Annotated in this window: 31 protein-coding genes, 3 tRNA genes and 1 riboswitch; of the genes, 2 read left to right on the forward strand and 32 right to left on the reverse strand. The window is 45.0% G+C overall.

Annotated elements, in window-relative coordinates; genetic code table 11:
* The 9 genes from AC9UGD_RS03515 to AC9UGD_RS03555 form a co-directional block, all read right to left on the reverse strand.
* A partial coding sequence (locus AC9UGD_RS03515) for an RNA polymerDNA-directed RNA polymerase subunit B (RefSeq protein ID WP_509569627.1) occupies window positions 1–1787 on the reverse strand: 1787 nt, incomplete at its 3' end.
* A gap of 182 nt (window positions 1788–1969) precedes the next feature.
* Window positions 1970–2770: an SDR family oxidoreductase gene (locus tag AC9UGD_RS03520; RefSeq protein WP_509569630.1), complete on the reverse strand. Its 801-nt coding sequence runs from the start codon at window positions 2768–2770 to the stop codon at window positions 1970–1972.
* Window positions 2771–2935: 165 nt separating this feature from the next.
* Complete coding sequence (gene rplL / locus AC9UGD_RS03525) at window positions 2936–3322, reverse strand: 50S ribosomal protein L7/L12 (protein ID WP_509569633.1); 387 nt, start codon at window positions 3320–3322, stop codon at window positions 2936–2938.
* A 5-nt stretch (window positions 3323–3327) separates the two neighbouring features.
* Window positions 3328–3978, reverse strand: coding sequence for a 50S ribosomal protein L10 (rplJ, locus tag AC9UGD_RS03530; protein ID WP_509569636.1), 651 nt, complete (start codon window positions 3976–3978; stop codon window positions 3328–3330).
* 274 nt (window positions 3979–4252) lie between these two features.
* A complete protein-coding gene (gene rplA / locus AC9UGD_RS03535) occupies window positions 4253–4957 on the reverse strand; it encodes a 50S ribosomal protein L1 (RefSeq protein ID WP_509569638.1) in 705 nt (234 codons plus the stop codon).
* A gap of 103 nt (window positions 4958–5060) precedes the next feature.
* Window positions 5061–5492, reverse strand: a complete 432-nt coding sequence (rplK, locus tag AC9UGD_RS03540; protein ID WP_509569641.1) for a 50S ribosomal protein L11 — start codon at window positions 5490–5492, stop codon at window positions 5061–5063.
* Window positions 5493–5523: 31 nt separating this feature from the next.
* Complete coding sequence (gene nusG, locus AC9UGD_RS03545; protein ID WP_509569644.1) at window positions 5524–6282, reverse strand: transcription termination/antitermination protein NusG; 759 nt, start codon at window positions 6280–6282, stop codon at window positions 5524–5526.
* A 9-nt stretch (window positions 6283–6291) separates the two neighbouring features.
* Window positions 6292–6516: a preprotein translocase subunit SecE gene (gene secE / locus AC9UGD_RS03550; protein ID WP_509569647.1), complete on the reverse strand. Its 225-nt coding sequence runs from the start codon at window positions 6514–6516 to the stop codon at window positions 6292–6294.
* A 62-nt stretch (window positions 6517–6578) separates the two neighbouring features.
* Window positions 6579–6652: transfer RNA gene (locus tag AC9UGD_RS03555), tRNA-Trp, on the reverse strand.
* A 114-nt stretch (window positions 6653–6766) separates the two neighbouring features.
* Here AC9UGD_RS03555 and AC9UGD_RS03560 point away from each other — a divergent pair.
* Window positions 6767–7966, forward strand: a complete 1200-nt coding sequence (locus tag AC9UGD_RS03560; RefSeq protein ID WP_509569650.1) for a pyridoxal phosphate-dependent aminotransferase — start codon at window positions 6767–6769, stop codon at window positions 7964–7966.
* Here AC9UGD_RS03560 and AC9UGD_RS03565 read toward each other — a convergent pair.
* From AC9UGD_RS03565 to AC9UGD_RS03655, 19 genes are all read right to left on the reverse strand, one after another.
* On the reverse strand, window positions 7963–8979 hold the full coding sequence (locus AC9UGD_RS03565) for a UDP-N-acetylmuramate dehydrogenase (protein ID WP_509569653.1): 1017 nt from the start codon (window positions 8977–8979) through the stop codon (window positions 7963–7965). The two genes, AC9UGD_RS03560 and AC9UGD_RS03565, sit on opposite strands and share 4 nt — an antisense overlap.
* Before the next feature lie 9 nt (window positions 8980–8988).
* A complete protein-coding gene (locus tag AC9UGD_RS03570) occupies window positions 8989–9876 on the reverse strand; it encodes a glycosyltransferase family protein (protein ID WP_509569655.1) in 888 nt (295 codons plus the stop codon).
* Window positions 9873–10268, reverse strand: a complete 396-nt coding sequence (locus AC9UGD_RS03575) for a MaoC/PaaZ C-terminal domain-containing protein (protein ID WP_509569658.1) — start codon at window positions 10266–10268, stop codon at window positions 9873–9875. Before AC9UGD_RS03575 ends, AC9UGD_RS03570 begins: the two co-directional genes overlap by 4 nt.
* Complete coding sequence (locus AC9UGD_RS03580; protein WP_509569660.1) at window positions 10265–10654, reverse strand: FAS1-like dehydratase domain-containing protein; 390 nt, start codon at window positions 10652–10654, stop codon at window positions 10265–10267. The genes AC9UGD_RS03575 and AC9UGD_RS03580 overlap by 4 nt, the downstream gene beginning before the upstream one ends.
* Entirely contained in the window at window positions 10654–10824 is a 171-nt protein-coding gene (gene rpmG, locus AC9UGD_RS03585) for a 50S ribosomal protein L33 (protein WP_509569663.1), read from the reverse strand. The genes AC9UGD_RS03580 and rpmG overlap by 1 nt, the downstream gene beginning before the upstream one ends.
* An 82-nt stretch (window positions 10825–10906) precedes the next feature.
* Window positions 10907–10980 (reverse strand) — tRNA-Met (locus AC9UGD_RS03590).
* Between the two features lie 48 nt (window positions 10981–11028).
* Window positions 11029–11101 (reverse strand) — tRNA-Thr (locus AC9UGD_RS03595).
* 54 nt (window positions 11102–11155) lie between these two features.
* Complete coding sequence (locus AC9UGD_RS03600; RefSeq protein ID WP_509569666.1) at window positions 11156–12106, reverse strand: quinone oxidoreductase family protein; 951 nt, start codon at window positions 12104–12106, stop codon at window positions 11156–11158.
* 20 nt (window positions 12107–12126) lie between these two features.
* Window positions 12127–13023 carry a carbohydrate ABC transporter permease gene (locus AC9UGD_RS03605; protein ID WP_509569669.1) on the reverse strand — a complete coding sequence of 299 codons (897 nt, stop codon included), beginning with the start codon at window positions 13021–13023 and terminating at the stop codon, window positions 12127–12129.
* Window positions 13020–13934 (reverse strand): carbohydrate ABC transporter permease, encoded by a 915-nt coding sequence (locus tag AC9UGD_RS03610; protein WP_509569672.1) that lies wholly within the window; start codon window positions 13932–13934, stop codon window positions 13020–13022. The genes AC9UGD_RS03605 and AC9UGD_RS03610 overlap by 4 nt, the downstream gene beginning before the upstream one ends.
* Before the next feature lie 44 nt (window positions 13935–13978).
* Window positions 13979–15295 carry an ABC transporter substrate-binding protein gene (locus tag AC9UGD_RS03615; RefSeq protein ID WP_509569675.1) on the reverse strand — a complete coding sequence of 439 codons (1317 nt, stop codon included), beginning with the start codon at window positions 15293–15295 and terminating at the stop codon, window positions 13979–13981.
* A 164-nt stretch (window positions 15296–15459) separates the two neighbouring features.
* Window positions 15460–15630, reverse strand: coding sequence for a DUF8730 family Cys-rich protein (locus tag AC9UGD_RS03620; RefSeq protein WP_509569678.1), 171 nt, complete (start codon window positions 15628–15630; stop codon window positions 15460–15462).
* Entirely contained in the window at window positions 15623–17272 is a 1650-nt protein-coding gene (locus AC9UGD_RS03625) for an FAD-dependent oxidoreductase (protein WP_509569681.1), read from the reverse strand. Before AC9UGD_RS03625 ends, AC9UGD_RS03620 begins: the two co-directional genes overlap by 8 nt.
* Complete coding sequence (locus AC9UGD_RS03630) at window positions 17272–17658, reverse strand: rhodanese-like domain-containing protein (RefSeq protein WP_509569684.1); 387 nt, start codon at window positions 17656–17658, stop codon at window positions 17272–17274. The genes AC9UGD_RS03625 and AC9UGD_RS03630 overlap by 1 nt, the downstream gene beginning before the upstream one ends.
* Before the next feature lie 9 nt (window positions 17659–17667).
* The gene (locus AC9UGD_RS03635) at window positions 17668–17955 is read right to left on the reverse strand and encodes a metal-sensitive transcriptional regulator (RefSeq protein WP_509569686.1); all 288 of its coding nucleotides are present in this window, start codon (window positions 17953–17955) and stop codon (window positions 17668–17670) included.
* Between the two features lie 2 nt (window positions 17956–17957).
* Complete coding sequence (locus tag AC9UGD_RS03640; RefSeq protein ID WP_509569689.1) at window positions 17958–18071, reverse strand: DUF8730 family Cys-rich protein; 114 nt, start codon at window positions 18069–18071, stop codon at window positions 17958–17960.
* 63 nt (window positions 18072–18134) lie between these two features.
* Entirely contained in the window at window positions 18135–18881 is a 747-nt protein-coding gene (locus tag AC9UGD_RS03645) for an amino acid ABC transporter ATP-binding protein (protein WP_509569692.1), read from the reverse strand.
* Window positions 18881–19747: an amino acid ABC transporter permease gene (locus AC9UGD_RS03650; protein WP_509569695.1), complete on the reverse strand. Its 867-nt coding sequence runs from the start codon at window positions 19745–19747 to the stop codon at window positions 18881–18883. Before AC9UGD_RS03650 ends, AC9UGD_RS03645 begins: the two co-directional genes overlap by 1 nt.
* A gap of 36 nt (window positions 19748–19783) precedes the next feature.
* The gene (locus AC9UGD_RS03655; protein ID WP_509569697.1) at window positions 19784–20638 is read right to left on the reverse strand and encodes an ABC transporter substrate-binding protein; all 855 of its coding nucleotides are present in this window, start codon (window positions 20636–20638) and stop codon (window positions 19784–19786) included.
* A gap of 65 nt (window positions 20639–20703) precedes the next feature.
* Window positions 20704–20815, reverse strand: a riboswitch (SAM riboswitch).
* 155 nt (window positions 20816–20970) lie between these two features.
* Between AC9UGD_RS03655 and AC9UGD_RS03660 the strand changes: the two genes are divergently transcribed.
* On the forward strand, window positions 20971–21459 hold the full coding sequence (locus AC9UGD_RS03660) for a phosphate-starvation-inducible PsiE family protein (RefSeq protein WP_509569700.1): 489 nt from the start codon (window positions 20971–20973) through the stop codon (window positions 21457–21459).
* Window positions 21460–21473: 14 nt separating this feature from the next.
* Here AC9UGD_RS03660 and AC9UGD_RS03665 read toward each other — a convergent pair whose 3' ends face one another.
* From AC9UGD_RS03665 to AC9UGD_RS03680, 4 genes are all read right to left on the reverse strand, one after another.
* The gene (locus AC9UGD_RS03665; protein WP_509569983.1) at window positions 21474–22475 is read right to left on the reverse strand and encodes a zinc-dependent alcohol dehydrogenase family protein; all 1002 of its coding nucleotides are present in this window, start codon (window positions 22473–22475) and stop codon (window positions 21474–21476) included.
* A 49-nt stretch (window positions 22476–22524) separates the two neighbouring features.
* A complete protein-coding gene (locus tag AC9UGD_RS03670; RefSeq protein ID WP_509569703.1) occupies window positions 22525–23262 on the reverse strand; it encodes a carbohydrate ABC transporter permease in 738 nt (245 codons plus the stop codon).
* 116 nt (window positions 23263–23378) lie between these two features.
* Window positions 23379–24308, reverse strand: a complete 930-nt coding sequence (locus tag AC9UGD_RS03675; protein ID WP_509569706.1) for a carbohydrate ABC transporter permease — start codon at window positions 24306–24308, stop codon at window positions 23379–23381.
* An 81-nt stretch (window positions 24309–24389) separates the two neighbouring features.
* Window positions 24390–25718, reverse strand: a complete 1329-nt coding sequence (locus tag AC9UGD_RS03680) for an ABC transporter substrate-binding protein (protein ID WP_509569709.1) — start codon at window positions 25716–25718, stop codon at window positions 24390–24392.
* Window positions 25719–25769: the final 51 nt, after the last annotated feature.

Raw genomic sequence — 25769 nt, forward strand, 5'->3', positions numbered from 1 at the left:
CGCATCAAAGGAACTGACTGACGCATCATGTTAGAACCCATCAACGCACGGTTTGCATCATCGTGCTCAAGGAACGGAATCATTGCTGTTGCAACAGAAACCATCTGACGTGGAGAAACATCCATGTAATCAACTTCATCAGCTGGGATGTATTCAACTTCGCCACCACGACGACGTACAAGTACGCGTGCTTCTGCAAAGTGATTGTCATCTGTTAGTGGTGCATTTGCCTGCGCGATGATGTGTTCATCTTCTTCATCTGCAGTGAGGTAATCAACCTGATCTGTTACGCGACCCTTTGAAACCTTGCGGTAAGGAGTCTCGATAAAACCAAATGCTGTTACGCGACCGTATGTTGCAAGTGATCCGATAAGACCAATGTTTGGTCCTTCAGGAGTTTCAATTGGACACATACGTCCGTAGTGAGATGGGTGAACGTCACGAACTTCGAAACCTGCGCGGTCACGTGAAAGACCACCAGGTCCAAGCGCTGAAAGACGACGCTTGTGTGTAAGTCCTGACAAAGGATTTGTCTGATCCATGAACTGTGACAACTGAGATGTTCCGAAGAACTCCTTGATTGACGCAACTACTGGACGAATGTTGATCAGAGTCTGTGGAGTAATTGCTTCCACATCTTGTGTCGTCATACGTTCGCGAACTACGCGCTCCATACGTGACAGACCGATACGAACCTGATTCTGAATCAATTCACCAACAGTACGAAGACGACGGTTACCGAAGTGATCGATATCGTCCTTTTCTACGCGAACTTCGCGGCCGTACTCCATCAATAGATCGCCGCGGTGAAGTGCTACTAAGTAGCGCAAAGTCGCAACAATGTCAGAGATAGTAAGAATTGATGATGAAAGATCAAGGTCTAGACCTAGCTTCTTATTAACCTTAAAGCGACCGACCTTGGCCAAGTCGTAACGCTTTGGATTGAAGTAAAGGTTTTCGAGCAAGTTCTGTGCAGCTTCCTTAGTTGGAGGCTCACCTGGACGAAGCTTGCGGTAGATATCTAGCAACGCTTCATCTTGTGTCTTGACTGTATCTTTTTCAAGAGTTGCGCGCATTGATTCAAACTCGCCGAACTCTTCAAGAATTTGTTCTTCAGTCCAACCAAGTGCCTTTAGGAACACTGTTACAGACTGCTTACGCTTACGGTCGATGCGAACACCAACAAGATCTTTCTTATCAACTTCAAATTCAACCCATGCACCGCGTGAAGGAATAATCTTTGAAGTGAAAACATCTTTGTCAGATGCTTTTTCAATAGTGCGCTCGAAGTACACACCAGGTGAACGAACCAACTGAGAAACAACAACGCGCTCGGTTCCGTTAATAACGAATGTTCCGCGAGCTGTCATAACTGGGAAGTCACCCATAAATACTGTCTGTGACTTAATTTCACCAGTGATGTTGTTTGTGAACTCTGCTGTTACGAACAATGGTTGTGCATATGTCATATCGCGTTCTTTGCACTCAGCAATTGAGTACTTAGGTGGCTCGAAACGGTGATCGCGGAAAGATAGAGACATCGTTCCCTGGAAATCTTCGATCGGAGAAATCTCTTCAAAGATTTCTTCAAGACCTGAAGTTGTTGGGATTTCTCCACGATTCATTGAATCGGTTGCTGCGATACGTGAACGCCATGCATCGTTACCTAATAGCCAGTCAACGCTTTCAGTTTGCAGCGCTAACAGGTTAGGAACTTCTAGGGGTTCGCGGATCTTGGCGAATGAGACTCGACGTGGAGCTACTGAGATTTTTTTAGACGCGGCCAAGAGATGTCCTTTCAGACAATATTCGGGAACGCACAACAATTAGGTCTCAGCCGCTATATGCCCTGACCATAGAAATTTGCGCGAAGGTGAAGAGTACCGACCTCACCCCTGCCCTGTCCAACCGGATGCTTATACTCCTAAGCCGGGGCTTTGTCTGCTGATTCTGGGGGTTTGTGGATTGCCTACGCCTGAGTGGCTAGATCCCAGACATTTTCCCCGCGTAACACCGCATCTGAGCCACCGTCAATATAAATTGTCTGGCCAGTTGTGTGGGTATTTTCTGGACTACTCAGCCACATCAGCAGCGAGGCCACAGCTTCTGGCTCCATATAGCCATGAAGTGGCATGGGCACCATTGCAGAAATTGCATCTCGGGCTTCTTTGGTTGCGATCATGTCAGCGACCATCGGAGTCTTCACAATTCCTGGACCAACAGCATTGAGCGGAATTCCGGCACCTGCCCATCGTGGCCTAATGCATTCACGGCGAACCCAACGACTAATCGCTCGTTTTGTTGATCCATAAATCAATTGTTCTGCTCCGCCACCAGCATCGACTAATCCTTGCGCAATTTCTAGGGATTTTGCTTCATCATCTGCACAAAGCGCTGCGACTAGTTCGACACTGTTTGGCATTAGTGATGCCATAGAACTAGTGATTGCCACCCGAGGGGTACTGGATCTACTTAAAGTTGGTAACAAGGCAAATAAAAATTCCGTGACACCAAAGTAATTGACTGAAACTGTTTTTGCAATTGGATGCGCTAAACCGGCACATGCAATTACGGCATCAATTTTTCCTTTTGAAAGATCCACCACTGTAGCAGCGCCGTCATGGCGACCAAGAGCTGTACTTAAATCTGCATTGACATCGCTATTTTCTAAATCCACACCGATAACCGTGTGTCCTGCATTCTTTAAAATTTTAGAGGTTGCAGCGCCGATACCTGATGCTGAACCTGTGATTACATATGTACGAGTCATGATGACTTCTCTCTTTACAAGTATTTGTTGTCTGCTTGCGTCTTTCACAATACGCTCGAAACAAATACTTTTAAATCTGAATCAATATGGCCAGCACTCAAACTCTTTTTGATAGCAAAAACCCCGCTCGGCCAAAGCCAAACGGGGTTTTTGTAAGTAAAGAAATTACTTGATTGTTACAGTTGCGCCAGCTGCCTCTAGTGCTGCCTTTGCCTTGTCTGCTGTCTCTTTGCTTGCCTTCTCTAGAAGGGTTGCTGGACATGCATCTACTAGGTCCTTCGCTTCCTTCAAGCCAAGGCTTGAATTTAGTCCGCGAACTTCCTTGATCACTGCAATCTTCTGTGATCCTGCGTTTTCCAAGATAACTGTGAACTCATCTTGTGCTGCATCTGCTGCGCCGCCTGCTGCTGCGCCGCCTGCTGCTGCAGCTGCTACTGGAGCTGCTGCTGTTACATCGAATTCAGTTTCGAATGACTTAACGAACTCTGAGAGCTCGACCAATGTCATTTCCTTGAACTGACCCAATAGATCTTCTGTGCTGAGCTTTGCCATATTCGTTATTCCTTCTCTTCTGTTTCTGTTGTTAATTCTTCGGTTACTGCAACCACTTCTGTAGCCGCAACTTCAGCTGGAACCTCTGCCACAGCATTGTCTGCTACTGGCTCGGACACTTCAGCTACAACTGCTGCTTCTACCACTGCAACAGGTGTTGTTGGTGCGCCTTGTTCTGATTCAAGTTTGATACGTAGTGCATCAAAGATTCGCGCTGCCTTAGCAAGCGATCCCTTCATTGCACCAGCAAGCTTTGCCAACAGAACTTCACGAGACTCGAGGTTAGCGAGCTGCATGATCTCTGCAGGTGTTACAGGCTTGCCTTCATAGAAACCACCCTTGATAACAAGGAATGGATTCTCTTTTGCAAAATCACGGAGGCTCTTTGCTGCATCAATTGGATCACCCTTGATGAATGCAACTGCTGATGGACCGGTTAGAAGATCATCTGCGATCTCTACTCCAGCATCCTTTGCTGCAATCTTTGTGAGAGTGTTCTTCACTACTGAGTACTTGGTTGTTGTACCAAGTGCACGGCGAAGTTCCTTCATTGATGTAACAGAAAGACCACGATATTCAGTTAGCACTGTTGCATTAGCTGTACGGAAATCCTCCGCAAGTTCAGCAACTGCTGTTGTCTTATCTGGGCGAGCCATTCGGTTCACCTTTCCTGTTTCATTGGTGACCGTAGGGAATAAAAAAATCCGTAACGCGTAAGCGCCACGGATTTACCATGATCACCTACGCGGGCTGAGATTTCCTCATTTATTTAGATCTACCTTGCGGTTGATCTAGACCTGCGGTCTTTGGTTATGGCGTAAGGCTAGAGCTGAACTGGGGTTTCGGTCAAATCAGTAAGAAGCCCCGGTCAGCGTCGAAATCCTAAATTAAGGCGATTTCAAAGCTGAGCCGGGGCGCTCTTACGAATAATTAGTTAGCTGATGGTTCGCGAACTAGGTTTGGATCGATAGCGATTCCAGGTCCCATCGTTGTTGAAACGACAGCCTTTTGTACGTAGCGACCCTTTGAAGAGTTTGGCTTGGCACGAAGTACTTCTTCCATCGCTGCGGCATAGTTATCTGCAAGTTGATCCGCAGTAAATGAAGCCTTACCGATTAAGAAGTGAAGGTTTGAGTTCTTATCAACGCGGAATTCAATCTTTCCGCCCTTGATATCTTCAACAGCCTTAGCAACATCTGTTGTAACTGTTCCTGTCTTTGGGTTTGGCATCAAACCACGAGGTCCTAGAACCTTACCGAGGCGACCGACCTTACCCATGAGATCTGGTGTTGAAACAACTGCATCGTAATCAAGACGACCCTTTGCAACTTCTTCAATGAGTTCATCTCCACCGACGATATCTGCACCGGCTGCGCGAGCTGCATCAGCATTAGCACCGTTCGCGAAAACCAAAACGCGAGCAGTCTTACCAGTTCCGTGTGGAAGGTTAACTGTTGAACGGATTGCTTGATCTGCCTTCTTAGGATCTACGCCAAGTACTAGTGCAACTTCTACAGATGCGTCGTACTTAACTGTTGATGTTTCCTTAACAAGTGTTACTGCTTGTAGCGGTGTGTATAGGTGATCTTTCTTTACCTTTTCAGCTGCCGCTAAGTATTTCTTTGAGCGCTTCATTTCTTCCTCATTTCTCTCGTTAGAGAGTTAGTGGTTGTGGTTAGCGAACCAGCGAGGTTCTCCCACATCTCTTCACCAATTTGGTGATGAGAAATTTTGTGTACTACCCGTTTACAGTGATTCCCATTGAACGAGCGGTGCCCGCAATGATCTTTGCTGCAGCATCAATGTCATTTGCATTTAGATCTGACATCTTCTGTGTTGCGATCTCCTTGACCTGGGCCATGGTGATGTTTGCAACCTTAGTCTTGTGAGGAACAGCTGATCCCTTTTCAACGCCAGCAGCCTTCAAGATCAAACGTGATGCAGGAGGTGTCTTAGTGATGAATGTGAATGAGCGATCTTCGAAAACAGTGATCTCAACAGGAATGATCTGGCCCTTTTGTGATGCTGTTGCATCGTTGTATGCCTTCACGAACTCCATGATGTTGACACCATGCTGACCTAGCGCAGGACCAACTGGTGGTGCAGGTGTTGCTGCTCCAGCCTGAATCTGCAACTTGATGAAGCCGGTTACCTTCTTCTTTGGTGCCATTTCTGTTTCCTCTTTTTCTTGGTTTCTTTAATTAAATCTTTTGTACTTGACCGAATGAAAGCTCAACAGGTGTTTCGCGTCCGAAGATAGAAACAAGCACCTTGAGCTTTGCTTGCTCTGGCATGATCTCTGAGATCGATGCTGGAAGCGTTGCAAAAGGGCCATCCATAACAGTTACTGATTCGCCTACCTCGAAATCGATAAGACGGATTTGATCCTTCTCTGACTTCTTTTGTGGACGTGGTGCAAGAATCTTTTCAACTTCATCCATGCTTAGTGGTGATGGGTGATGAGCATTGCCAACGAAACCTGTAACACCTGGAGTGTTACGAACCGCTGACCATGATTCATCAGTTAGATCCATGCGAACAAGAACGTAACCTGGGTAGATGTTGCGCTTAACCATCTTGAACTGGCCGTTCTTAAGTTCCTTTACCTCTTCTTCAGGTACTTCGATCTGGAAGATGTAATCCTCCATATTGAGCGAAACAATTCTGTTGTGAAGATTGCCTTTAACCTTCTTTTCATATCCTGCATAAGAATGGACTACGTACCAGTCGCCAAGCGCTGTGCGCAGCGTGCGACGGAATTCTGCGTTTGGATCGTTTTCATCTGATTCGATGTCGCCATCTTCATCTGAAGCGAGCGCTAGTTCAGGCTCAGTTGAAGCAACTGGTGCTTCAACGATCTCTTCTTCAACTACAGGTGTTGCAATCTCTGTCGCATTGGCAGCAAGGGCTGCTTCAAATGCATCCAGCTTTGCAGTCTCTGGGTTCTGTTCTTCAGTCATTGTTTTCCTTTATCCAAATACCCAGAAGACAAGTCTTCCAAGAACAAGGTCGATGAGGGATACAACTGCAATGATGAATGAAACGAATACAAGAACCACGGCTGTATATGTTGTTAACTGATTGCGTGTAGGCCAAACAACCTTGCTGAGTTCTGAAACTACTTGGCGATAGAAAAGTCCGACGCGCGCAAATAGACCGAGCTTCTCGGCTACTTGTTCAACTGACTCTGTCATCGTCATTCCTTTCGTTACTTCACGGATACTGCGTACGCCTTCTACATCTTTGAAACTACTTGCAGGGCAGGAGGGACTCGAACCCCCAACCGGCCGCTTTGGAGACGGCAACTCTAGCCAATTGAGCTACTGCCCTTCGCGAGAGCATGGCAAAACCATAGGGAAAAGCAAACCCTCGTGAGCGTCGAAGTGTAGAGGCAAGGTGGGGTTCAGGTCTAACTCGCGCATGAAATACGGCAGACTTACGCCTATGACTCCACGTATCTCGGCCCGTATCGCAGCTATCGCAGAATCAGCCACTTTGGCCGTTGATGCAAAAGCAAAGGCGCTCAAAGCAGCTGGTCGCCCAGTAATTGGCTTTGGTGCCGGTGAGCCAGATTTTCCAACACCTGATTACATCGTCGAAGCTGCCGCTGCTGCAACAAAGGTTGTAGCAAACCATCGCTATACACCAACACCAGGTTTGCCAGATCTTCGCGCAGCGATTGTTGAGAAGACAAAGCGTGACAGCAAGTACGACATCACCGTTGATCAAGTTCTTGTCACAAATGGTGGAAAGCAGTCGGTGTATCAAGCATTTGCAACAATTATTGATCCAGGTGATGAAGTACTTCTGCCATCTCCATTCTGGACAACATACCCAGAGTGCATCAAGTTAGCTGGCGGAGTATCGGTCGAAGTTTTTGCTGATGAAACTCAAAATTATTTAGTGTCAGTTGAACAACTTGAAGCCGCTCGTACACCAAAAACTAAAGCGCTACTTTTTTGTTCTCCATCAAATCCAACAGGTTCTGTATATTCACCAGCACAAGTTAAAGCGATTGGTGAGTGGGCTGTTAAGCACAACATTTGGATTATTAGTGATGAGATTTACGAACACTTGTTGTATGACGGTGCAACAGCGCCATCACTTCCGGTAGTTGTTCCAGCGCTTGCAGACACCTGCATCATTATTAACGGTGTTGCAAAGACGTATGCCATGACTGGCTGGCGCGTAGGTTGGATGATCGGACCTAAGGATGTCATCAAGGCTGCAACTAACTTGCAATCACACTTGACGTCAAATGTTTCAAATGTTTCACAGCGTGCAGCAATTGCTGCGTTGACTGGAAACTTAGATGCAGTCCATGCAATGGGTGAAGCATTTAATCGTCGCCGTAAGTTAATTGTAGATTTACTTAACGAGATCCCGGGCTTTGAATGTCCAACACCTACTGGTGCTTTCTATGTATACCCATCAGTTAAGGGCGTCTTAGGCACAACAATCCGTGGGAAAACACCTACAACATCTGCAGAATTAGCAACCTTGTTGCTTGAAGAGGTTGAAGTAGCAGCTGTACCCGGAGAAGCTTTTGGTCCATCTGGATACTTACGTTTTTCATATGCAACAAGTGATGAAGATATTGTTGAAGGTATTGGCCGGATCAAGAAGCTAATAACAGAAGGTTAAATCTCAATCCCAACAAGGTTTACTTCCGCTTCAAGGGTTATTCCAAATGCCTCTTTAACATGATCTCGTGCGCGCTTTGCAAGTTCTGCAATATCAGATGCAGTTGCGCTGCCAGAGTTAGTTAATGCCAGCACATGCTTTGTCGAAATTCGTGCTCCACCAACTTCATCACCTTTGTGCATTCCTGCATTTTCAATTAACCATGCAGCCGAAATCTTTACTCTGCCATCATTGAGCGGCCACTTTGGCGCAGCATCTGGCAATGCATCTGCTGCCTGCTGCGAAATAATTGGATTTGTAAAGAAAGAACCAGCAGACCACGAATCGTGATCGTCCGGTGATAACAACATTCCTTTGCTTGCCCGAAGTTCAAGAACAGCAGCTCGCGTTGCTACAACTGGCGCTTTATCTCCTGGCTCAATCCCTAATTTTTTTGAAAGCTCAAGGTAAGTAATGGGATCACTAAATTCACCGATGCGAAGCTGGAATTGAACTTCTAAAACTACGTATCGACCAGGGTGAGCTTTAAAATATGAGTTGCGATATGTGAATTCGCATTGACTATTTGTAAATGTATATATCTCTTTTAATTCACGATCATAGGTTCTAACCCGTGTTACAAATTCTGAGACTTCATGGCCATAGGCACCAATGTTTTGAATTGGGGCAGCACCGACAGTTCCTGGAATTCCACTTAAAGTTTCTAGCCCTGCAAAACCACTACTAATAGTTGTTTCAACAAATGTATCCCAATCTTCGCCCGCACCAATAGTTAGCGTTGCACCACTGCAAGCATCAACTTCGGCTTGCACGGAATTATTAGAGATTCGAATAACGGTTCCCTCAAAGCCTTTATCTGCAATAAGAACGTTGGTGCCGCCACCCATAATCAGAATTGGCGTATCGCCAGCATCTTCAATAGCCGCAATGATTTGCGCCTCGGTTGATACCTGAACAATTTTTGTCGCCGGGCCACCCACGCGCAAGCTGGTGTATTTGGATAACTCGGTCATGTAGAAAGGTTACCTGCGTGGGGACAAAATTGCGCTTTTACCTCGGTACTTATCCAAGATACGGTCGTAATTCTTCTTGGACTGAACTTCGCGGTATTCGTGATCAACGTCGTGATATCCGTGATGGCGCTCTTGAATTAGCGGAAGTTCCAGCTGCAGCAACTTTCCTCCTGCTTGGCGGATCTTTAGTGAGTATTCGATATCTGCATTTCGATAATACACAGCTCGCGGATTAAAGCCACCGACTTCAATCATCGCTGCACGATTAAAGGCGATGAAGTAAGAAAACAGAACATCAACTTCACCAGGGCCTTTGTCATCAACACTTCGCCACTCATCGTCTGTGTTTACTAATCCCCCACGCCAACCGACAGCAACATATTCGCCTTTATCAAGTTCTTGAACAACAGGCGCAATTGCATCTGCTGTAAAGCGTGTTGAAGGGTCCATGATGATTACGTACTTACTTTGTACTTTTTCTAGAAAAACATTTGCGCAATCTCCCCACGCAGCCCCTGGATTAACTGAAATCAGGTAGGTGCGCTTATCCATTTGCTCAAACAACGTGCCAGCATCACCAATAGAAATTATCGCTACTGCGCAATCACTGTTTGCTTTAATTGTTTTAACGGTTTCTAAAGCATCTTCTGTGAATCCATCAACAATTAATCCTACGGTCACATCGTTATCTAGATCAATCGAACGAATATCGCGGGGGTAAGCAAGTGTTATGTAAGGCTTCTTAGGCTTTAGCTCGTACCCCCCTGCGACATCTACAACCTCAAAACCTGCTTGTAGTAATTCATCACGGTACTTATCGGCCAATGCAAAATCTTTTGCGGCACGGGCATCCATACGGGCTTGAGCAATTATTGTTACTGAATCCGGAACGCTCACTTAACTACCACCGCTTTAGCCATTCCTAATACTTTGATGCCGGCAGAAGTTGCGCTTAAGCTTATTGAAACGCGATCACCATCTATTTCGGAAACAGTTGCAGAGACAGTTAAATCAACCTTCTGATCTGCCGGCACAATGACCGGCTTAACAAAGCGGGCTGAAAACTCTTTAACTGCAGCTGAACCACCAGCCCAATCAGTTACATATTTACCAACCAGTGCCATTGTTAACATGCCGTGGGCAATCACATTAGGAAGCCCAACTGATACTGCAAAATCTTCATCTCGGTGTATTGGATTGTGATCTCCACTTGCATCGGCATATGCATTAAGCATTTCGCGATCGAGATAGAAAATGTGTTCATCTAAAACTGTGCCGACTTCGATCATGCGCGCACCACCAAAGTTGACCAAGCAGAAACAACTAGTTCTGATCCGTTATGTAAATCAGATCGAACAGAAACTATTTCATTTCCTGCAGCCACGCGAAGAGTTTCAATTGTGGCCGAACATTTAAATACGTCGCCAGCAACTATGGGACGAAAGATTTCAAACTTTTGATCACCATGAACCAAGCGAGTCCAGTCGACGCCAATTTCAGGTTGAGTCAGGATTGATTCATATTGCGACAATGAAATGCGAATGGAAAATGTAGGAGGTGCGACCATTGTATTGTTTTCAGAAATGACGGCACAAAAAGCATCGATTTCAGATTGAGAAACAGTTATAGCTTCTGCACCAGCGAAGGTGCGCCCGACCGAATCGGGATTGATCATTAGCGAGTTTCGCGGTGAAGAGTTGACAACTTGCAACGTGGACAGAACTTCTTTAGTTCCATACGGTCTGGATCGTTGCGGCGGTTCTTCTTTGTAATGTAATTACGCTCTTTGCAATCAACGCATGCCATGGTGATCTTTGGACGTACGTCCGCGCTCTTGCTTGCCATGGTCTTACTCCTTCTATCGATTACGAGAGGCTTAGGTTACCCGAGCCTGCACGTTGCGCGAAATTCACGCTTGTTGAACTAGTAGCGGAGGCGGGATTTGAACCCACGACACAGCGATTATGAGCCGCTTGCTCTACCAAGCTGAGCTACCCCGCCAAGGGTTGTGCTTGAAAAAAGATCTTCATTTGGTGAAGAACTCTCTCGAGCCCCCCACCGGAATCGGACCGGTGACCTTTTCCTTACCATGGAAACGCTCTACCAACTGAGCTAGGGGGGCATAGGTCGAATGCGAAGCCTACCTGTATTAATAGGAATGGCAAAAAAGAGTCAATTACTCCATTGGATTTAGCGTGATTTTGCCCGTGGTTTCACGGCCGAGCATTGCCTTATGAGCAATAGCAGCTTGGCTCATTGGATAGGTTGCACCGATAACTGGCTTCAACTTTCCTGCTACAACCAAGGCAAAGAGTTGTTCAATTACATCATTCATTAACTCTTTTTTGCCGAAGCAATGTGACAACCAAAAACCTGTAATTGTTTTGCTTCCACCCATAAGTGTTGCTGGTTGAATCATGGATGGTGCAACACGTGATGCCATTCCGTAGGTTACTAAGCGACCAAATGGCGCAAGGATTTCCAGACTGTCATCAAATGTCTTTCCGCCAACCATCTCAAGAATTAGATTTACGCGCTTGCCACCGTTTGCAGCTTTGATTGCATCACCTAAATTTTCATGGGTTGCTTCAACAACAGCGTCCGCTCCAAGTGAAGTTGCAAGTGCCCGCTTGCCTTCGGATGATGCAACAGCAATTACCTTTGCGCCCCACATTTTTGCTAACTGGATCGCAATTGTTCCAACGCCACCAGCTGCTGCATGAACAACCACTGTCTCACCTGGTTGAACGTGGCCAACAGTTTTTAAAATATGCCATGCAGTAGATCCTTGAACCAACATGCACAATGCCTGTCCATCGGTAACACCATCGGGAATTGGAATCATTGTTGCTGAATGCGTAACTGCCTGTTGGGCATATCCCCCGCCATCAACAGGTGCAAGCACACGAACACTTGCTGCAGTTGTTCCAACAACTTCGATACCTGGGATCAAAGGAAGTTTTTGTGGTGATAGATATGAATTTTCAGTTTGATGGGTATCGGCATAGTTGATTCCAATTGCAGAAACTGTAATCAGCTCTTGTCCTGGGCCTGGGGTTGGATTATCTACATCAACAAGATGCATGACATCTGGACCACCGAATTCGGTAATCTGAATTGCTTTCATTGCCAACCTACTTTCCTTGATTAGCCCTTTGTCGAACCGAGTGTTAAGCCTGAGACAAACTGCTTGCGCAGCACGAAGAACACGATCAAAGTTGGCAACGCTGCGATAGTTGCACCAGCTGCCAAGAGGTTGTAATCAGTAACGAATTCGCCTTGCAAGCGCCCCAACGCAGAGGTAATTGGGCGTTTGGAGTCTGTGGACATAAGTACCAGGGCCCAGAAGAAGTCGTTGTAAATCCAGGTTGTCATCAAAACACCAAGGGAAGCTAGTGCTGGACGCAACAGAGGCAACATCACCTTTGTGTAATGGGTAAAGACGCTTGCACCATCAACCATTGCTGACTCTGAAATCTCTTTTGGAACTGTTTTCATGTAACTTGATAAAACAAATGTTGCAAAGCCCATCTGGAACGCAACGTGAATTAGCACTACACCCCAATGAGAGTCATACAAAATTCTTGGAATACCGAGCGCTTTACCAAGTGTGATGTACATCTTGAAAACCGGAATGAAAACCAACTGTGCAGGAAGCAAGTTGCCTGCTGTGAAAAGTAGAAGCAGCGAAACATTCCATTTGAATGAATAACGGCTTACTACGAAGGCAATTAATGAGCCAAAGAAAAGTGTTAGGAATACTGCCGGAATCGTGATTGCTGCTGTATTCCAGAAGTACAAAGGCAGATCCATACGTGAGACCGCTTGCGTGTAGTTGTCTAAGTTGAGAGTCTTAGGAATTGAGAAGACACCATTAGCGCGAACATCCTTATAGGGACGAAGTGAAGTCCAGATTGTCCAAACAATTGGGAAAATCCAAACAATCGCAAATACGCCAATAAGGGCAGAGATAAAGCGATCCTTTACCTTCTGCTTGTTCTTGTACTTAACAGCAGATTGCTGAAGCTCTAGGTCAATGCTCATTGGACATCACTCTTAAAGGTTGTACGTAGATAGGCGATGATTGGTCCGATAGAAAGAACAAAGAGGATTACAGCATATGCAGCACCCTTCATGGATGCGCCTTCGCCTGCAATGTTTTGGAACACCAAGGTACCCAAAATTGGGAATCCAGCGGACGAGCCGTAAATAATGTAAACAATATCGAAAGCACGAAGTGATTCGATGATCGTAATAACGATAACAATGATATTTACCGGCTTCATAGAAGGGAAAACAACCTTCTTAAATGTCTGCCATTCAGTAGCACCGTCAAGGGATGCTGCCTCACGAAGTGACATATCCACAGACTTTAAGCCTGCTAAATACAAGAGCATGATGTAACCGATGTGTCGCCACGAGGCGATGGTCAAAATGACATAAATATTGATGTCGTAATTACCAAAAAATGAAATCGCATTGTCAATGTCGCGACCAAATAATCCGTTTACAAAACCATCTGGGCGAAGTAAGAAGTTCCAGATAATTCCGGTCACTGCCAATGAGAGAACTACGGGTAGGTAATAAGCAGTTTCATAAAACTTGTGACCACGAATCTGACGGTCAATTTGGTATGCCAGCAAAATACCTATTGGAGTTGCAATTAATCCGAACCAACCAAGCCAAATAATATTATTTTTTACAGCTTCCCAGAATGCTGGAGTATCAAAGAAAATATTTTTATAGTTTGCAAGCCCGGCCCACTTAATGCGGTCGATAGAAATTCCGGACCAATATGTGAATGAAAGAAGAATTGTTAAAACCGCTGGGACCCACACTAATAACAGGTGGAAGAAAAGCGGAATGCCTACGAATGCACTGAGAGTTGTTCGGTCTGCCTTGGAAAAGGCTCGACGGCGAGAGACTTTATTAATGTCTTTCGCCGTCGAGCTCATACTTGTAACCCTATCTCTAATTCAATCTTTCAGTTAATTGAAGATTACGCTAGAGGAGGAAGTGCATCCCACTGTGATTGCAAAGTATCTTGGATCTTTGCAACATCCTTTGGATTCTTGAACCATGACTGAATTGCTGGACCAACAACTGGACCTGCAAAGTCTGGACGAGTATCGCGATCAAGGAACTGAGTGATGTACTTTGCTTCAGCCATAACTGCTAGCTGTTCCTTCTGGAATGCATCGTATGAAGCAGTGTCTTGTCCACTGTTTGCAGATGTCATCGGAATAAGAGCTCCGTTTGCATCCTTTGCAGCAAGTGTTGCGTTAACACCTTCCATGTCGCCAGCAAACTTCAAGAAGTCTGCTCCGCCATCATTATTTGTACCGTTTGCAGCTACGCACCAACCATCGATAGGTGCATCGATTGTGTCGCGACCGTGCTCTGGGTTAATTTCTGGGAATGGAATGATAGAAAGGTCGGCGTAATCAGCTTCTGATTGCTCCTTGAAGTTTCCACCGAACCATGAACCCATAAGCATTGATCCAGCCTTCTTCTGTAGAAGAAGCTGCATAGCTCCATCCCACTCGAGATCTAGAACGTTTGGATTCATGTAAGGAAGCAACTCTGCCCAGTGTGAGAACACATCTGTGACCTTTGCATCTGTCCACTTTTCGCGGCCAGCAAGTAGATCTACGTGGAACTGGTAACCATTAACGCGAGCGTTGATGATGTCGAATGTTCCCATTGCTTCCCAGCCGCCCTTATCTCCGGCAGCGAAACCAACAAGACCCTTCTTCTTCATACCATCAAGCATCTTTAGGTATTCATCCCAGTTTGTTACGTTGTCTGCATTCAAACCTAAGTCAGCAAACATTGACTTACGGAAGTGAAGACCCCATGGGTACCATGACTTTGGAACGAAGTACTGCTTGCCATCAAGACCAGTTGAAGCAATCTTGTAGCTCTCTGAGTACTGATCACCAATTGCATCCCACACACCAGTTAGATCTGCGAGCAGACCCTGCTCTGCGAAGAACTGCATACGGTATCCAGCCATCCACTCAAAAGTATCGTCAGGTGTTCCCTGTAGATACTGTGAAAGGTTGTTCTGGAATGCATTTGATTCAGTAGCGTTGTACTTAACTTCATTCTTTGTCTTTGCTGTGTATGCAGCAATCAAAGCTTCGTTCTGTGCTGTTGGACCTGCATCTACGGAACGTGCACCGTATGCAAGAGGTCCTGTTGCTTTATCTCCGCAACCAGCAAGAAGTGATCCACCTGCTGCTAGTCCGAGACCGCCAACTGCAGCACCCTTAAGTACTGAACGGCGGGAAATGCCATTATTTAGATCTGACATCATTGTCCTTTTCTCTTATGTTGAGCCTTCGAAGGTCATAAGGTTTTGAGGGGACAAAGCCTTTGGACGCTTGGAAATCTACGCGCCAGTACGCTCATTGAATAGGAGATTCAGGTAACGATTTGGTGACGTTTGCTTGCAAGTGAGCGGAAATTTGAGCGTGTTTACCCCTTTTTGCCGAAAATTTTACTGAAGAGGCCGGGCTCTTTGGGGTCGTTGGCATGACCCTGGCAGCGATCCTTCTTTGCCACCCCTTTGAGCGCAATTTCAATGTGCTGGCCACAGCCTGACCAGGAAGGCTTTCCACATTTACGACAAGTCGTTCTGCTACACATGTACGTCTCTTTTCTCACTAGTCCCAGCGGGCGAATTAATCCACGTTAGATATCCACCATCAAGATTTACTGCATTAAAGCCAAGCTCTCTTAAAAGCATCGAACCCGTGTGTCCTCGTAGGCCAACTTGGCAGTTGACTAAAAGATTCTTATTCGTCAATTCAGCAAAACGATCACGAATTTCATCTACCGGGATATTGATCGCACCTGGAATGATTCCGCGTCCGCACTCAGCTTCTGATCTAACATCAAGTAACTCAAATCCTTTTTCACGATACTCATCAATCTCATGCCACTGCGCAACTTTACTTAAGCCCGATAAAACATTTTCTGCGACATAGCCGAGCATGTTTACAGGATCTTTAGCTGAACCAAATGGTGGTGCGTATGCAAGTTCAAGGCCTGCAAGTTCAGGTGCTGTAATTCCACCACGCATTGCTGTTGCAATTACATCGATTCGCTTATCAACGCCTTCGATTCCGACACCTTGTGCACCAAGAATTTCACCTGTTTTTGGATCAAAGATTAATTTTAGTGTGATTTGTTTTGCATCTGGATAGTAACCAGCATGTGAGTTTGGGTGAATATGAATTGATTGGTGAGGACGATCTGCCGCCTTCAATCTTTTTTCATTCCAACCCGCTGTTGCGATCATTAAGTCAAAAACTTTTACAATCGCAGTACCAATTGTTTTAACGGGACGAACTGCTAAACCATTTATGTGGTCTGAAACAACACGTCCATGACGATTAGCCAAATTGGCTAGCGGAACTAAGGTCGCGCTTCCATCAAGTGCATCGGTCTTTTCGGCTGCATCTCCTACCGCGTAAATATCAAGATTGCTGGTGCGATTGAAGTCATCAACTTTGATTCCATTACGAACTCCGATTTCAAGACCAGCTGTTTTTGCTAATCCAATTTCGGGGCGCACGCCAATCGCCAAGATAACGATCTCGGCTGGCAAAACTTCACCATTTGAAAGTTCAACTGAATCAGTATTGATTTTTACGACGCTCGCGCCAAGTCGTAGATCGACTCCGTGTGCTCTCATCTCTTGTGCAACTAATGTTGCTAATTCTGGGTCCAATGGCATCAACACTTGATGTGTTGCTTCGACTAAAGCGGTTGGAATCTTGCGATGAATCAAGTTCTCTGCAATTTCCACACCAATAAAACCGCCACCGATTACAACTGCACTTGCTGGATTCTTCCCAACACTGGCTGCAATCTTTTCTACATCTTCGACGGTGCGGAGAGTCATTCCTCGTTCAATGCCAGGAATTGGTGGGACAACAGGTGATGCGCCAGGACTCAAGATCAACTTGTCGTAATCAAGTTCAGACGTTTCGCCATTCAGAAGATTCTTTATAGCGACTGTCTTTTTAGCGGGATTAATTGCAAGTACTTCGGTGCTTACTCGGACATCCAGTCGGAAGCGAGCATGAAGTGATGCTGGGGTCTGTAAAAGCAGATCCTTTTCCTCTTCAATAACTCCACCTACGTAATAAGGCAAGCCGCAGTTTGCATATGAAACATGTCCACTTTTTTCTAAGACAATAATCTCTGCTTTTTCATTCAGGCGACGTAGACGCGTGGCAGCAGACATTCCACCAGCAACTCCACCAATAACAACAATTCTCATTAGTTATTTACGAGCGGCATACCTTGGTTTGCCCAATCGATGACTCCACCTTCAAGGTTAAATAGATTAAGGAATCCAGCATCCTGCATGATCTTTACGGCTTGGCCAGAACGATTGCCACTTCTACAGTAGACGGCGTACGTTGCGTTCTTATCGAGAGACGCGATTTCTGTCTCAAAACTACCACCTTGAAAATCAATCATTCGAGCACCTTCTATATATCCCTCGGCAAATTCACCTGGAGTACGCACATCTAAAATCACTACACCTGATTCGGTAATTTTATTTGAAAAATCTAAAACATTCATGTTTGTGGCTCCCGCCGTGCTAGTTGAACAACCTACAAGAAGTAACAGGGAAGAGATTAAAGCAAATACTTTTTTCATGAAATCTCCTTACGCAAGACTTAAGAATAGTTTTTGTAACTGTGCCGTAACCGCTTCAGAATTGTTTTTACCTTCAACAAGGCACTCTTTGAGGCTCGCTGAAATCAATGTGAAGGCAGCTGTGTTTACAGCCTTTGAGACCGCTGACATTTGGATCACAATTTCATCGCAGCTGCGACCTTCTTCAAGCATTCGGGCCACTGCGCCAAGCTGTCCCTGAGCACGCTTAATTCGTTTTGATATTGCAATGATTTGTTCCTCATCAGATAAAACATGAGCAATTTTTTTGGTTGCCATTTTCAGCACTTACAGCGATCTGCTTCAGGAACTCCAGCTAGCGCTGACTCAATATGCTCGCCACAGCCGGACCAGGTCGGCTTCTGGCAAACATGACATGTAACGCGTGAACACATTTTTAACTCCTTAGTTGGTTAACTAAGGAAAAAGTACCATACCCCCGGGGGTATGTGTCAATTCTAGAGCCGACCCGCCTGATGTACGCGCTTTAGGAACTCCTTCGTCTTCGGATTCTGTGGATTGTGCAGAACTTGATCAGCTGTTCCGCGCTCAACAATGTTGCCAGATTCTAAGAAACAGACTTCATCAGCTACCTGGGTAGCAAACCCCATTTCGTGGGTTGCAAGAACCATGGTCATTCCATCACTCTTTAGGTCGCGGACGGCGGTTAGTACTTCGTTAACCAAAACTGGATCAAGTGCGGATGTAACTTCATCTAGCAGCAACAGGCGGGGATTAACAGCTAAGGAACGAATGATTGCTACGCGTTGTTGCTGTCCCCCACTAAGGCGATCTGGGTATTGATCTGCTTTGTCTGAAAGGTCAAAGCGTTTCAATAGTTCTATTGCAGCAGTGTTGGCTTCATCTTTGCTCTTACCCTGCACTTTTATTGGCGACAAGGTGATGTTTTCTAAAACTGTTTTGTGAGGGAAAAGGTTAAAAGATTGAAAAACCATTCCTAGACGCCTACGCACATCATCTACATTTATTAATGGATCAGAGATTTCATCACCATCCAAGAAAATCTGTCCATCATCGATTGATTCCAGCAAATTAATGCAGCGAAGTAAGGTGGATTTACCTGATCCGGATGCACCAATTAATACAGTCGCTGTGTGTTCAGGAACCGCTAAAGAAAGATCGTTTAAGACGAGTTCTGAGCCGAAAGATTTACGTATGTTTACAAGTTCTAGAACATTGCTCATTAGATGGCACCCTCTGAATTCTGAGCACTGGTGCGTTGTCTGATGGCACGATCTGTGTATCGAGTCATTGGAATCGTAATGAGCAAGAACAAAATCGCAGCAACTACATATGGTGTGTAATTAAAGGTACGACTTGCGTTGATCTGGGCTGCGCGTACTGCATCGGTAACACCAAGAATTGACACCAAACCTGTGTCTTTAAGGAGAGAAACAAAGTCATTTAATAGTGGAGGTACCACGCGACGAATTGCTTGTGGCAAAACAACAAAACGCATTGTTTGACCTGAAGTTAACCCTAATGATCTAGCTGCTGCCCGTTGGCTTGGGTGGATCGATAAAATTCCGCTTCGAATAACTTCGGCAACATATGCCGAATAAGTAAGTACAACTGCGACTGTTCCCAAGAAAATTACATTGCTTGAAACACCTTTTAGACCAAGTGCCGGAACCCCAAATCCAACTAACAAAATAATCAAAATCAGTGGAGCGCCTCGGAAAATATCAACGTAGGCGGTTGCTAAAAATCTAAAGGGAGTCAGTGCCGGCGACTTTGTTGTTCGCAGCAACGCTAAACCAAGTGCAATAACTCCGATCGCTGCTCCGCCAATAAAGGTAAGTTGCAGATTGATCCAAAGGCCCTTGATTACTGTCGGGAATACTTCTTTGCCGTATTCAACATCAAAGAAAGTTGTTTTAACAGTTTCCCAACCAGGTGAAGTGACAAGTATTAACGCCAGCGTTCCAAGGACAAAAATAGTAGAAGCCGCAGCAATACCTGCTTGCTTGCGGCTTATCGCACGCCTGGATTGGCGACGTTGTATCTCACGTGAGCTCGGCGACCACGCAGAGCTTTGCTTCTCTGTCATGGTCGCCAAACTACCGTGTTTACTTCTTAGTCTCTATTAAGGCTTCAATACAGGAGCGCCAGCATCTGTTGCTAGCCACTTATCTGTAATTGCTGCCAATGTGCCATCTGCAGTGATCGCATCTACTGCGCCAGATACACATGAAGTTAGTGCGCTGCCCTTTGTGAGCAAGAGACCGAACTGATCTCCGGCACCAGTTGATGGAAGCTGTCCAACGATTAGACCGTTTGGAACTTCAACTCCTGATAGGTAGAAAGCAGTTGGTAGATCTACAACTAGACCGTCGATCTGCTTGTTCTTTAGTGCAGAGACACCAGCAGCGTTGTCGTTAAACACCTGTGGTGTAGCACCAATCTGGTTTGAAATCGCATCTAGTGATGTTGTTCCAACAGCTGCGCCAAGCTTTGCACCCTTTAGATCTGCAAGTGATGTCTTTCCATCAATCTTGCTTCCCTTGAATGAAACGATTGCTTGTGGAGCGGTGTAGTAAGCAGATGAGAAATCAACCGCTGCCTTACGCTCTTCTGTAATCGAGAACTGCTGCAAGTTGAAGTCAAAGTTCTTTTCTCCAGGTGTTACAGCTGAATCAAATGTTGTACGAACCCATGCAACATCTGCTGCATCAAATCCGAGTTGCTTTGCAACTGCATATGCAACAGCGCCTTCAAAACCATTTCCGGTCTCTGGTGCATCGTCGATGATCCATGGGTAGTAAGCAGGCTCGCCCGTTGCAATTGTTAGCTTGCCTTCAGTAACTGTCGCAAGATCTGCCTTTGCACATGATGCGCTCTCAGATGTTGCTGAATCAGATGATGAACACCCTGTAAGTGTTAATGCAGCTGCAATTACAACTGCCGAAAAAATTCCAAACTTCTTATCTCTTAAGCTCAACTCAATCTCCTAAAGTGTCAGGGGATCTTCACTAACCAAACTAACGTGATGAGTGCAGTTAGTTAGACCCACGCTTGCCGACATACGCGCTGTCGGCCTGGTCTTCACCCGGAGCACCCCGCCGCGGTGGAGGGTTGCCGTCCAGTTAGCCGGGGCTTGATGCTGGAACTCGTGACCACTGCAAATGTTATTGGTAGGCCTGCCAGATGTCGACATGCAAATTGGATGCATATGCACGGGGAATGCACATTTGCCAGTGTGTTGTAGCCAAATCCCTTGCCACGGCTTAAGCCTGTGCTTGCCCTTGCCTATTGCTAACAAGGGTGGTCATCATGAAGTACAAGTCGGTCAAGGGTTTACTCAAAAGTGATGAATCACTGATCCCTGTAACTTTCATCGACAAACTGGAAGATGTTTTACACGGCTTCCTTGGAATCCTTCTGTTCATAGTTTCAATCTTGGCCGCCGGCTATAGCTTGCAGCGCCTCATTGAAACTCGTCCATTCTTTCCTGTCGGAATGATTCAAGGAATCAATGACATTTTGTTTGTTGTCATCATTCTAGAAATCATGCGCACAGTGATAGTTAGATTTACTGATGGAGCTTTCCAGCTTGATAACTTCCTAATTATTGGTGTCATCGCAGCAGTTCGTCACATCCTTAGGGTTGGCGCATCTCTGACCATGGAAAAAGAAAAGACAACCGAGTACTTCAATCGGGCACTGATTGAAATGGGTGTTAATACTGGAATTGTTTTGGCGCTTGTCTTTGCCTTATTCTTATCTCGCGCAGCAAGAGCTTCATCTAGTAAGAATAAGTAGTTAAGTACTTAAAATTATCTCACCCGGTTAGGCTCGATAGTAATTTTACGTCCCATCCCATCTTTGAACATCTGTATCGCCATTGGATACTCCTCCAAGGTAAATCGGTGTGAAATCATTACATCAGGGTTCAATACTCCTGCTGCTAATAGGTCGCCGGCACGTTCGAAGCTATAGCGAACTGCCATAGACCCAGCAATGGTGATCTCCTTGTTGTATATCCAGAAAGGGTCAATCTCAATTTTCGCACCGGAGTTAGCAACTCCAAACTGTAAAAAAGTCCCGCCAGGCATAGTTCTTGGAATCGCATCTTGAATTGCCTTAACATTTCCAGTCGCATCGATCACGACATCCCAGCCACGTTCACTATGAAAGTCATCAGCATTGGTGGCAATCCGTGTTATCCCTAATTTCTTTGCTGTCTCTAGGCGATCTTCATTGATATCAACCATAGAAACTGATGCTGCACCATTGACTCTCGCCATTTCCATTAGCATCAGGCCCATAGTCCCTGATCCATATATTAAATAATGGGAACCAGAAATTCTAGGAAGAACATCAAAACCACGCACTACGCACGAGAGTGGCTCAATCAAATTTGAATTTCTTAAATCTATCGATGCTGGCAATTTGTAAAGATTTTTGATTGGAACTGCAACATATTGAGCAGCAGCTCCCGAGACGGAGACACCAATAGCGCCCCAATTTTCACAAAGATTTCCTTGGCCTCTTTTGCAAAAGAAGCATTCTCCACAATGTAAAGATGGATCTACTGCAACAAGATCTCCAACTTTAAATTCAGTAACTTTACTTCCAATTTCAACAATCGTTCCACCAAATTCATGGCCCGGTATTATTGGCAGACTTGGCGCAAATTCGCCTTCCAGTATGTGTAAATCTGTGCCACATATTCCGACTGAAGCAACTTCAACGATAACTTCTCTTTCGTTGCATGTGGGATCCGGAACAGTTTCAACTGACACATTGCCAGCACCTTGAATTATCACGGCTTTCATCATTTCCCACAGCTCAACAAGAATTCTTTAAAGTTACAAGCAAAAAATCTCATTTGATCCCGGCAATTCGCACTCCATTCACAATGAAACGTTGAAAAATGAGCACCAAGATGATTGTGGGGAGCGCTGCAAGGGTGGACCCAGCCATCAAGAGACCCCATTCATTGCCACGGGAGGATCGAAAAGCACCTAGATACTGCTGAATCGTCATCATTGTGGGATTTGAGATAGTCAATATTGGCCAAACGTATGAATTCCAATACATAAGAAAAGTGGCAAATCCCATCACGGTTAATGGGCCCGCCGATTGTGGAAAAAATATATATCGGAATATTTGCCAGCGACTTGCACCATCTATTAGAGCAGCCTCTTCAGTGGCAAGTGGGATTGCAAGATAGTACTGACGCAAAAAGAAAAGTGAGAATGCTTGGGCTGCTCCTGGAAGAATTAGAACAGCATAGGTATCTAAAATGCCCAGCTTTGCAACGACAACGAATGAAGTCAATAGAATTGCCATATAGGGTACAAAAAGTGGAATGATGCAAAAAATCCACCAAAATTGCTTTCCCCGAAATTCTAAACGAGCAAATGCATACGCCGCTAAGGTGCTCAGCGTCAAACTGAGCAATGTGAAAATTGTGGCACCAACAAATGTAGTAATCATTGCTCGAATGAATGTGGGATCATTTAGGATTTCTACATAGTTACTAAACATCCAAACTTCTGGAAAATATTGAAACGGGCTAATTAAGACTTCGGTTTGACTCTTGAAACCAGAGATAGCCATCCATGCAAGTGGAAAAAGAGTGCTTAAGGCTATGATACAAATGAAGCTAGCCCTCAGCCCTTGATTTAATCTATTTATTAACATGTGATCCTCTTTCTCTTACATTTTGCAATATCTCAACCATCGACAGCCTTATCAGAATTTATCAATTTGAATAAAGCAAACGTAATTGATCCTAGGACGAAGAAAAGCAATAAAGCCGCAGCTAATGAGAAGCTTGTTGAATAAGGGCTCCCATCAGTAAAAGTGTTATAGATGAATAGATTAGGAGTTGTTGATGTGCCAACCGGCCCTCCTTGTGTCATCACCAACGGTAGATCGATCATCTGAATTGCGCCGGTAAAGCCGACTACAGATAAGTAAAGAAAGACATTCTTTAATAGGGGAATTGTGATGAACCATGTTTTCTGAAAGAAATTGGCACCATCTAATTGGGCAGATTCGTAATAACTTTCAGGGATATCAAGCAATCCGGAAAGCAAAATTAGAGTTGTTATTCCAAAACCGAGCCAAAGTGCTGGCACCGCAATTGCCGGAAGAACTAAATTTGGGTCGTTTAACCATGCTCGTGGTGCGAGAGAAAGAATTTTTAACATCCAGTTTGCTAAACCGTCCTGTTGATATACGAAGACAAAGAGCACTGAAGCAATTAAAGTCGAGATCGTCGTTGGAATATAGATGATTGTTTTCATCAAAGCGGAAAGACCTTTTCCTAAGGTCTTGATAAAGCTTGCAAGCAGGAGTGCAATGATTAATCCGAGCGGTACAACTAAAAACGCAAAATAGAAACCGATTCCCATGGAATCCCAGAAATTCTTTGAAGTCAGAACATCCCGATAGAACTGCAATCCAACAAACGTTGCGGGTTTATAGAAACTTAACTTAAAAGTACTTAAATATATTGCATAAATAAGTGGCCATATAACGAAAATACTAAGCAGGATAGACATTGGCAAAATCATTAAATAGGCAATTTTGTTATCTCGCCGATAGGTACTCTTTTTAGTTACCGAACTAAAGGTCGCTCCCAGTGAATTTTGGGTCATCTCTATCCTTTCTCATTCTAAGAAAGAGCCCTCGAGGGTCGCCTCGAGGGCTCTTTACTAGTACCTCAGATTTAGTAGAGCTTACTTTCTTGGATTAGTACCAGCTAATGATTGCTTTTTAATGATTTCATTTATTGCATCATTAGCATTTTTAAGTGCTGTTGGAACATCTGCAACGTTCTTCATGGCAGATTCAATAGCAGCACCCATCGCCAAGTTAATATCCCATGGATACGCTGGCTCTTGTTTTCCGTACTTAACGATCTTGTCAGAAATAATCTTCATGAAAGGATCGTCGGTTGCGGAAGGTGTTTTGGCCAATGCAACATCCACTGATGTTCGCACTGTGTACTTTGAGTAGCTGGCTGCCTTGAAGAAATCAGCCATAACAGCAGCATTGCCAGCAAGTAGGTAATTAATGAAGCTTGCTGCTGCAGGCTTCACTTTGGATTTGCTGTCTAGAGTCAGTGTCCAACCGCCGAGAGTGGCTGTAGGTTTTTTTGCATCTCCATCCCAAGAAGGAAATGGTGCGACAGTTGTCTTAGCGATCATTGTTGGGAAAGTATTTTTCAATTGACCAATAACCCATGATCCGCCAGCCATCATGGCTACGTCACCTTGTCCATAAGGTGCTCCATCTGCATAACCAACTTTTGGTGTTTGAGGAATAAGTCCGTCTTGATACAAAGTCTTGTAGAAATCAAGCAACTTTGTATAGCAAGGTTTGGTTGCTGCAGCTGTTGCCCAGTTATCACTTATTGGCAGACTGCCGCAAGCGTTGTACTGCAATCCCCACGAAGACCAACCTAGGTCTGGTGCGGTTGAAGCGATAGTCATTCCTTTTACAGTGGGCGTCGTTAACTTCTTTGCCCATTCGATTAGCTCTGCCCAAGTTTTAGGTGGCTTACGTGGATCTAGACCAGCAGCTAATACTAGATCAGTTCGGTAGTAAAGAACTGTCGATGGTTCCACAAGCATTGGATATGCATAGTGTTTGCCACCAACGGTAACAAAGCTCTTTACATTACTTTTAATATCGGCGAATGCTGAAGCTGGTAGTAAACCGTCGAGGGCTGAGAATTGGCCATTAGCAACACCTGGTGCAATGTTGCCATAATTAGTTGTTGCTACATCTGGGTTCTTACCCGCAGCTTGAGCTGTCTTAAGTTTTTGAATCCATACATCTCCAGGAACAACATAAAGTTCTACTTTTACAGCTTTCTGAGAAGCATTGAACTTATCAACATACTTCTTAAACCAAGTTTGCTGGTAAGGCTCAAATTGTTGTTGCCAAAAAATAACTTTCTCGGTTTTAGCCGCCGCATTGTTGGCAGCATTTGCGCTTAGCGGAAAAGATACAGCGATCGCTAGCGCTAACACCAAAAGCTTTTTGCTCTGGTTCTTTTGCATTTCATCTCCTTTTTCTTTTTTTTCGGCTCACAGGTTTGAGCCGATTTTTTG

This window comes from Candidatus Planktophila sp. (assembly GCF_044232745.1).
Classification (GTDB): Bacteria; Actinomycetota; Actinomycetes; order Nanopelagicales; family Nanopelagicaceae; genus Planktophila.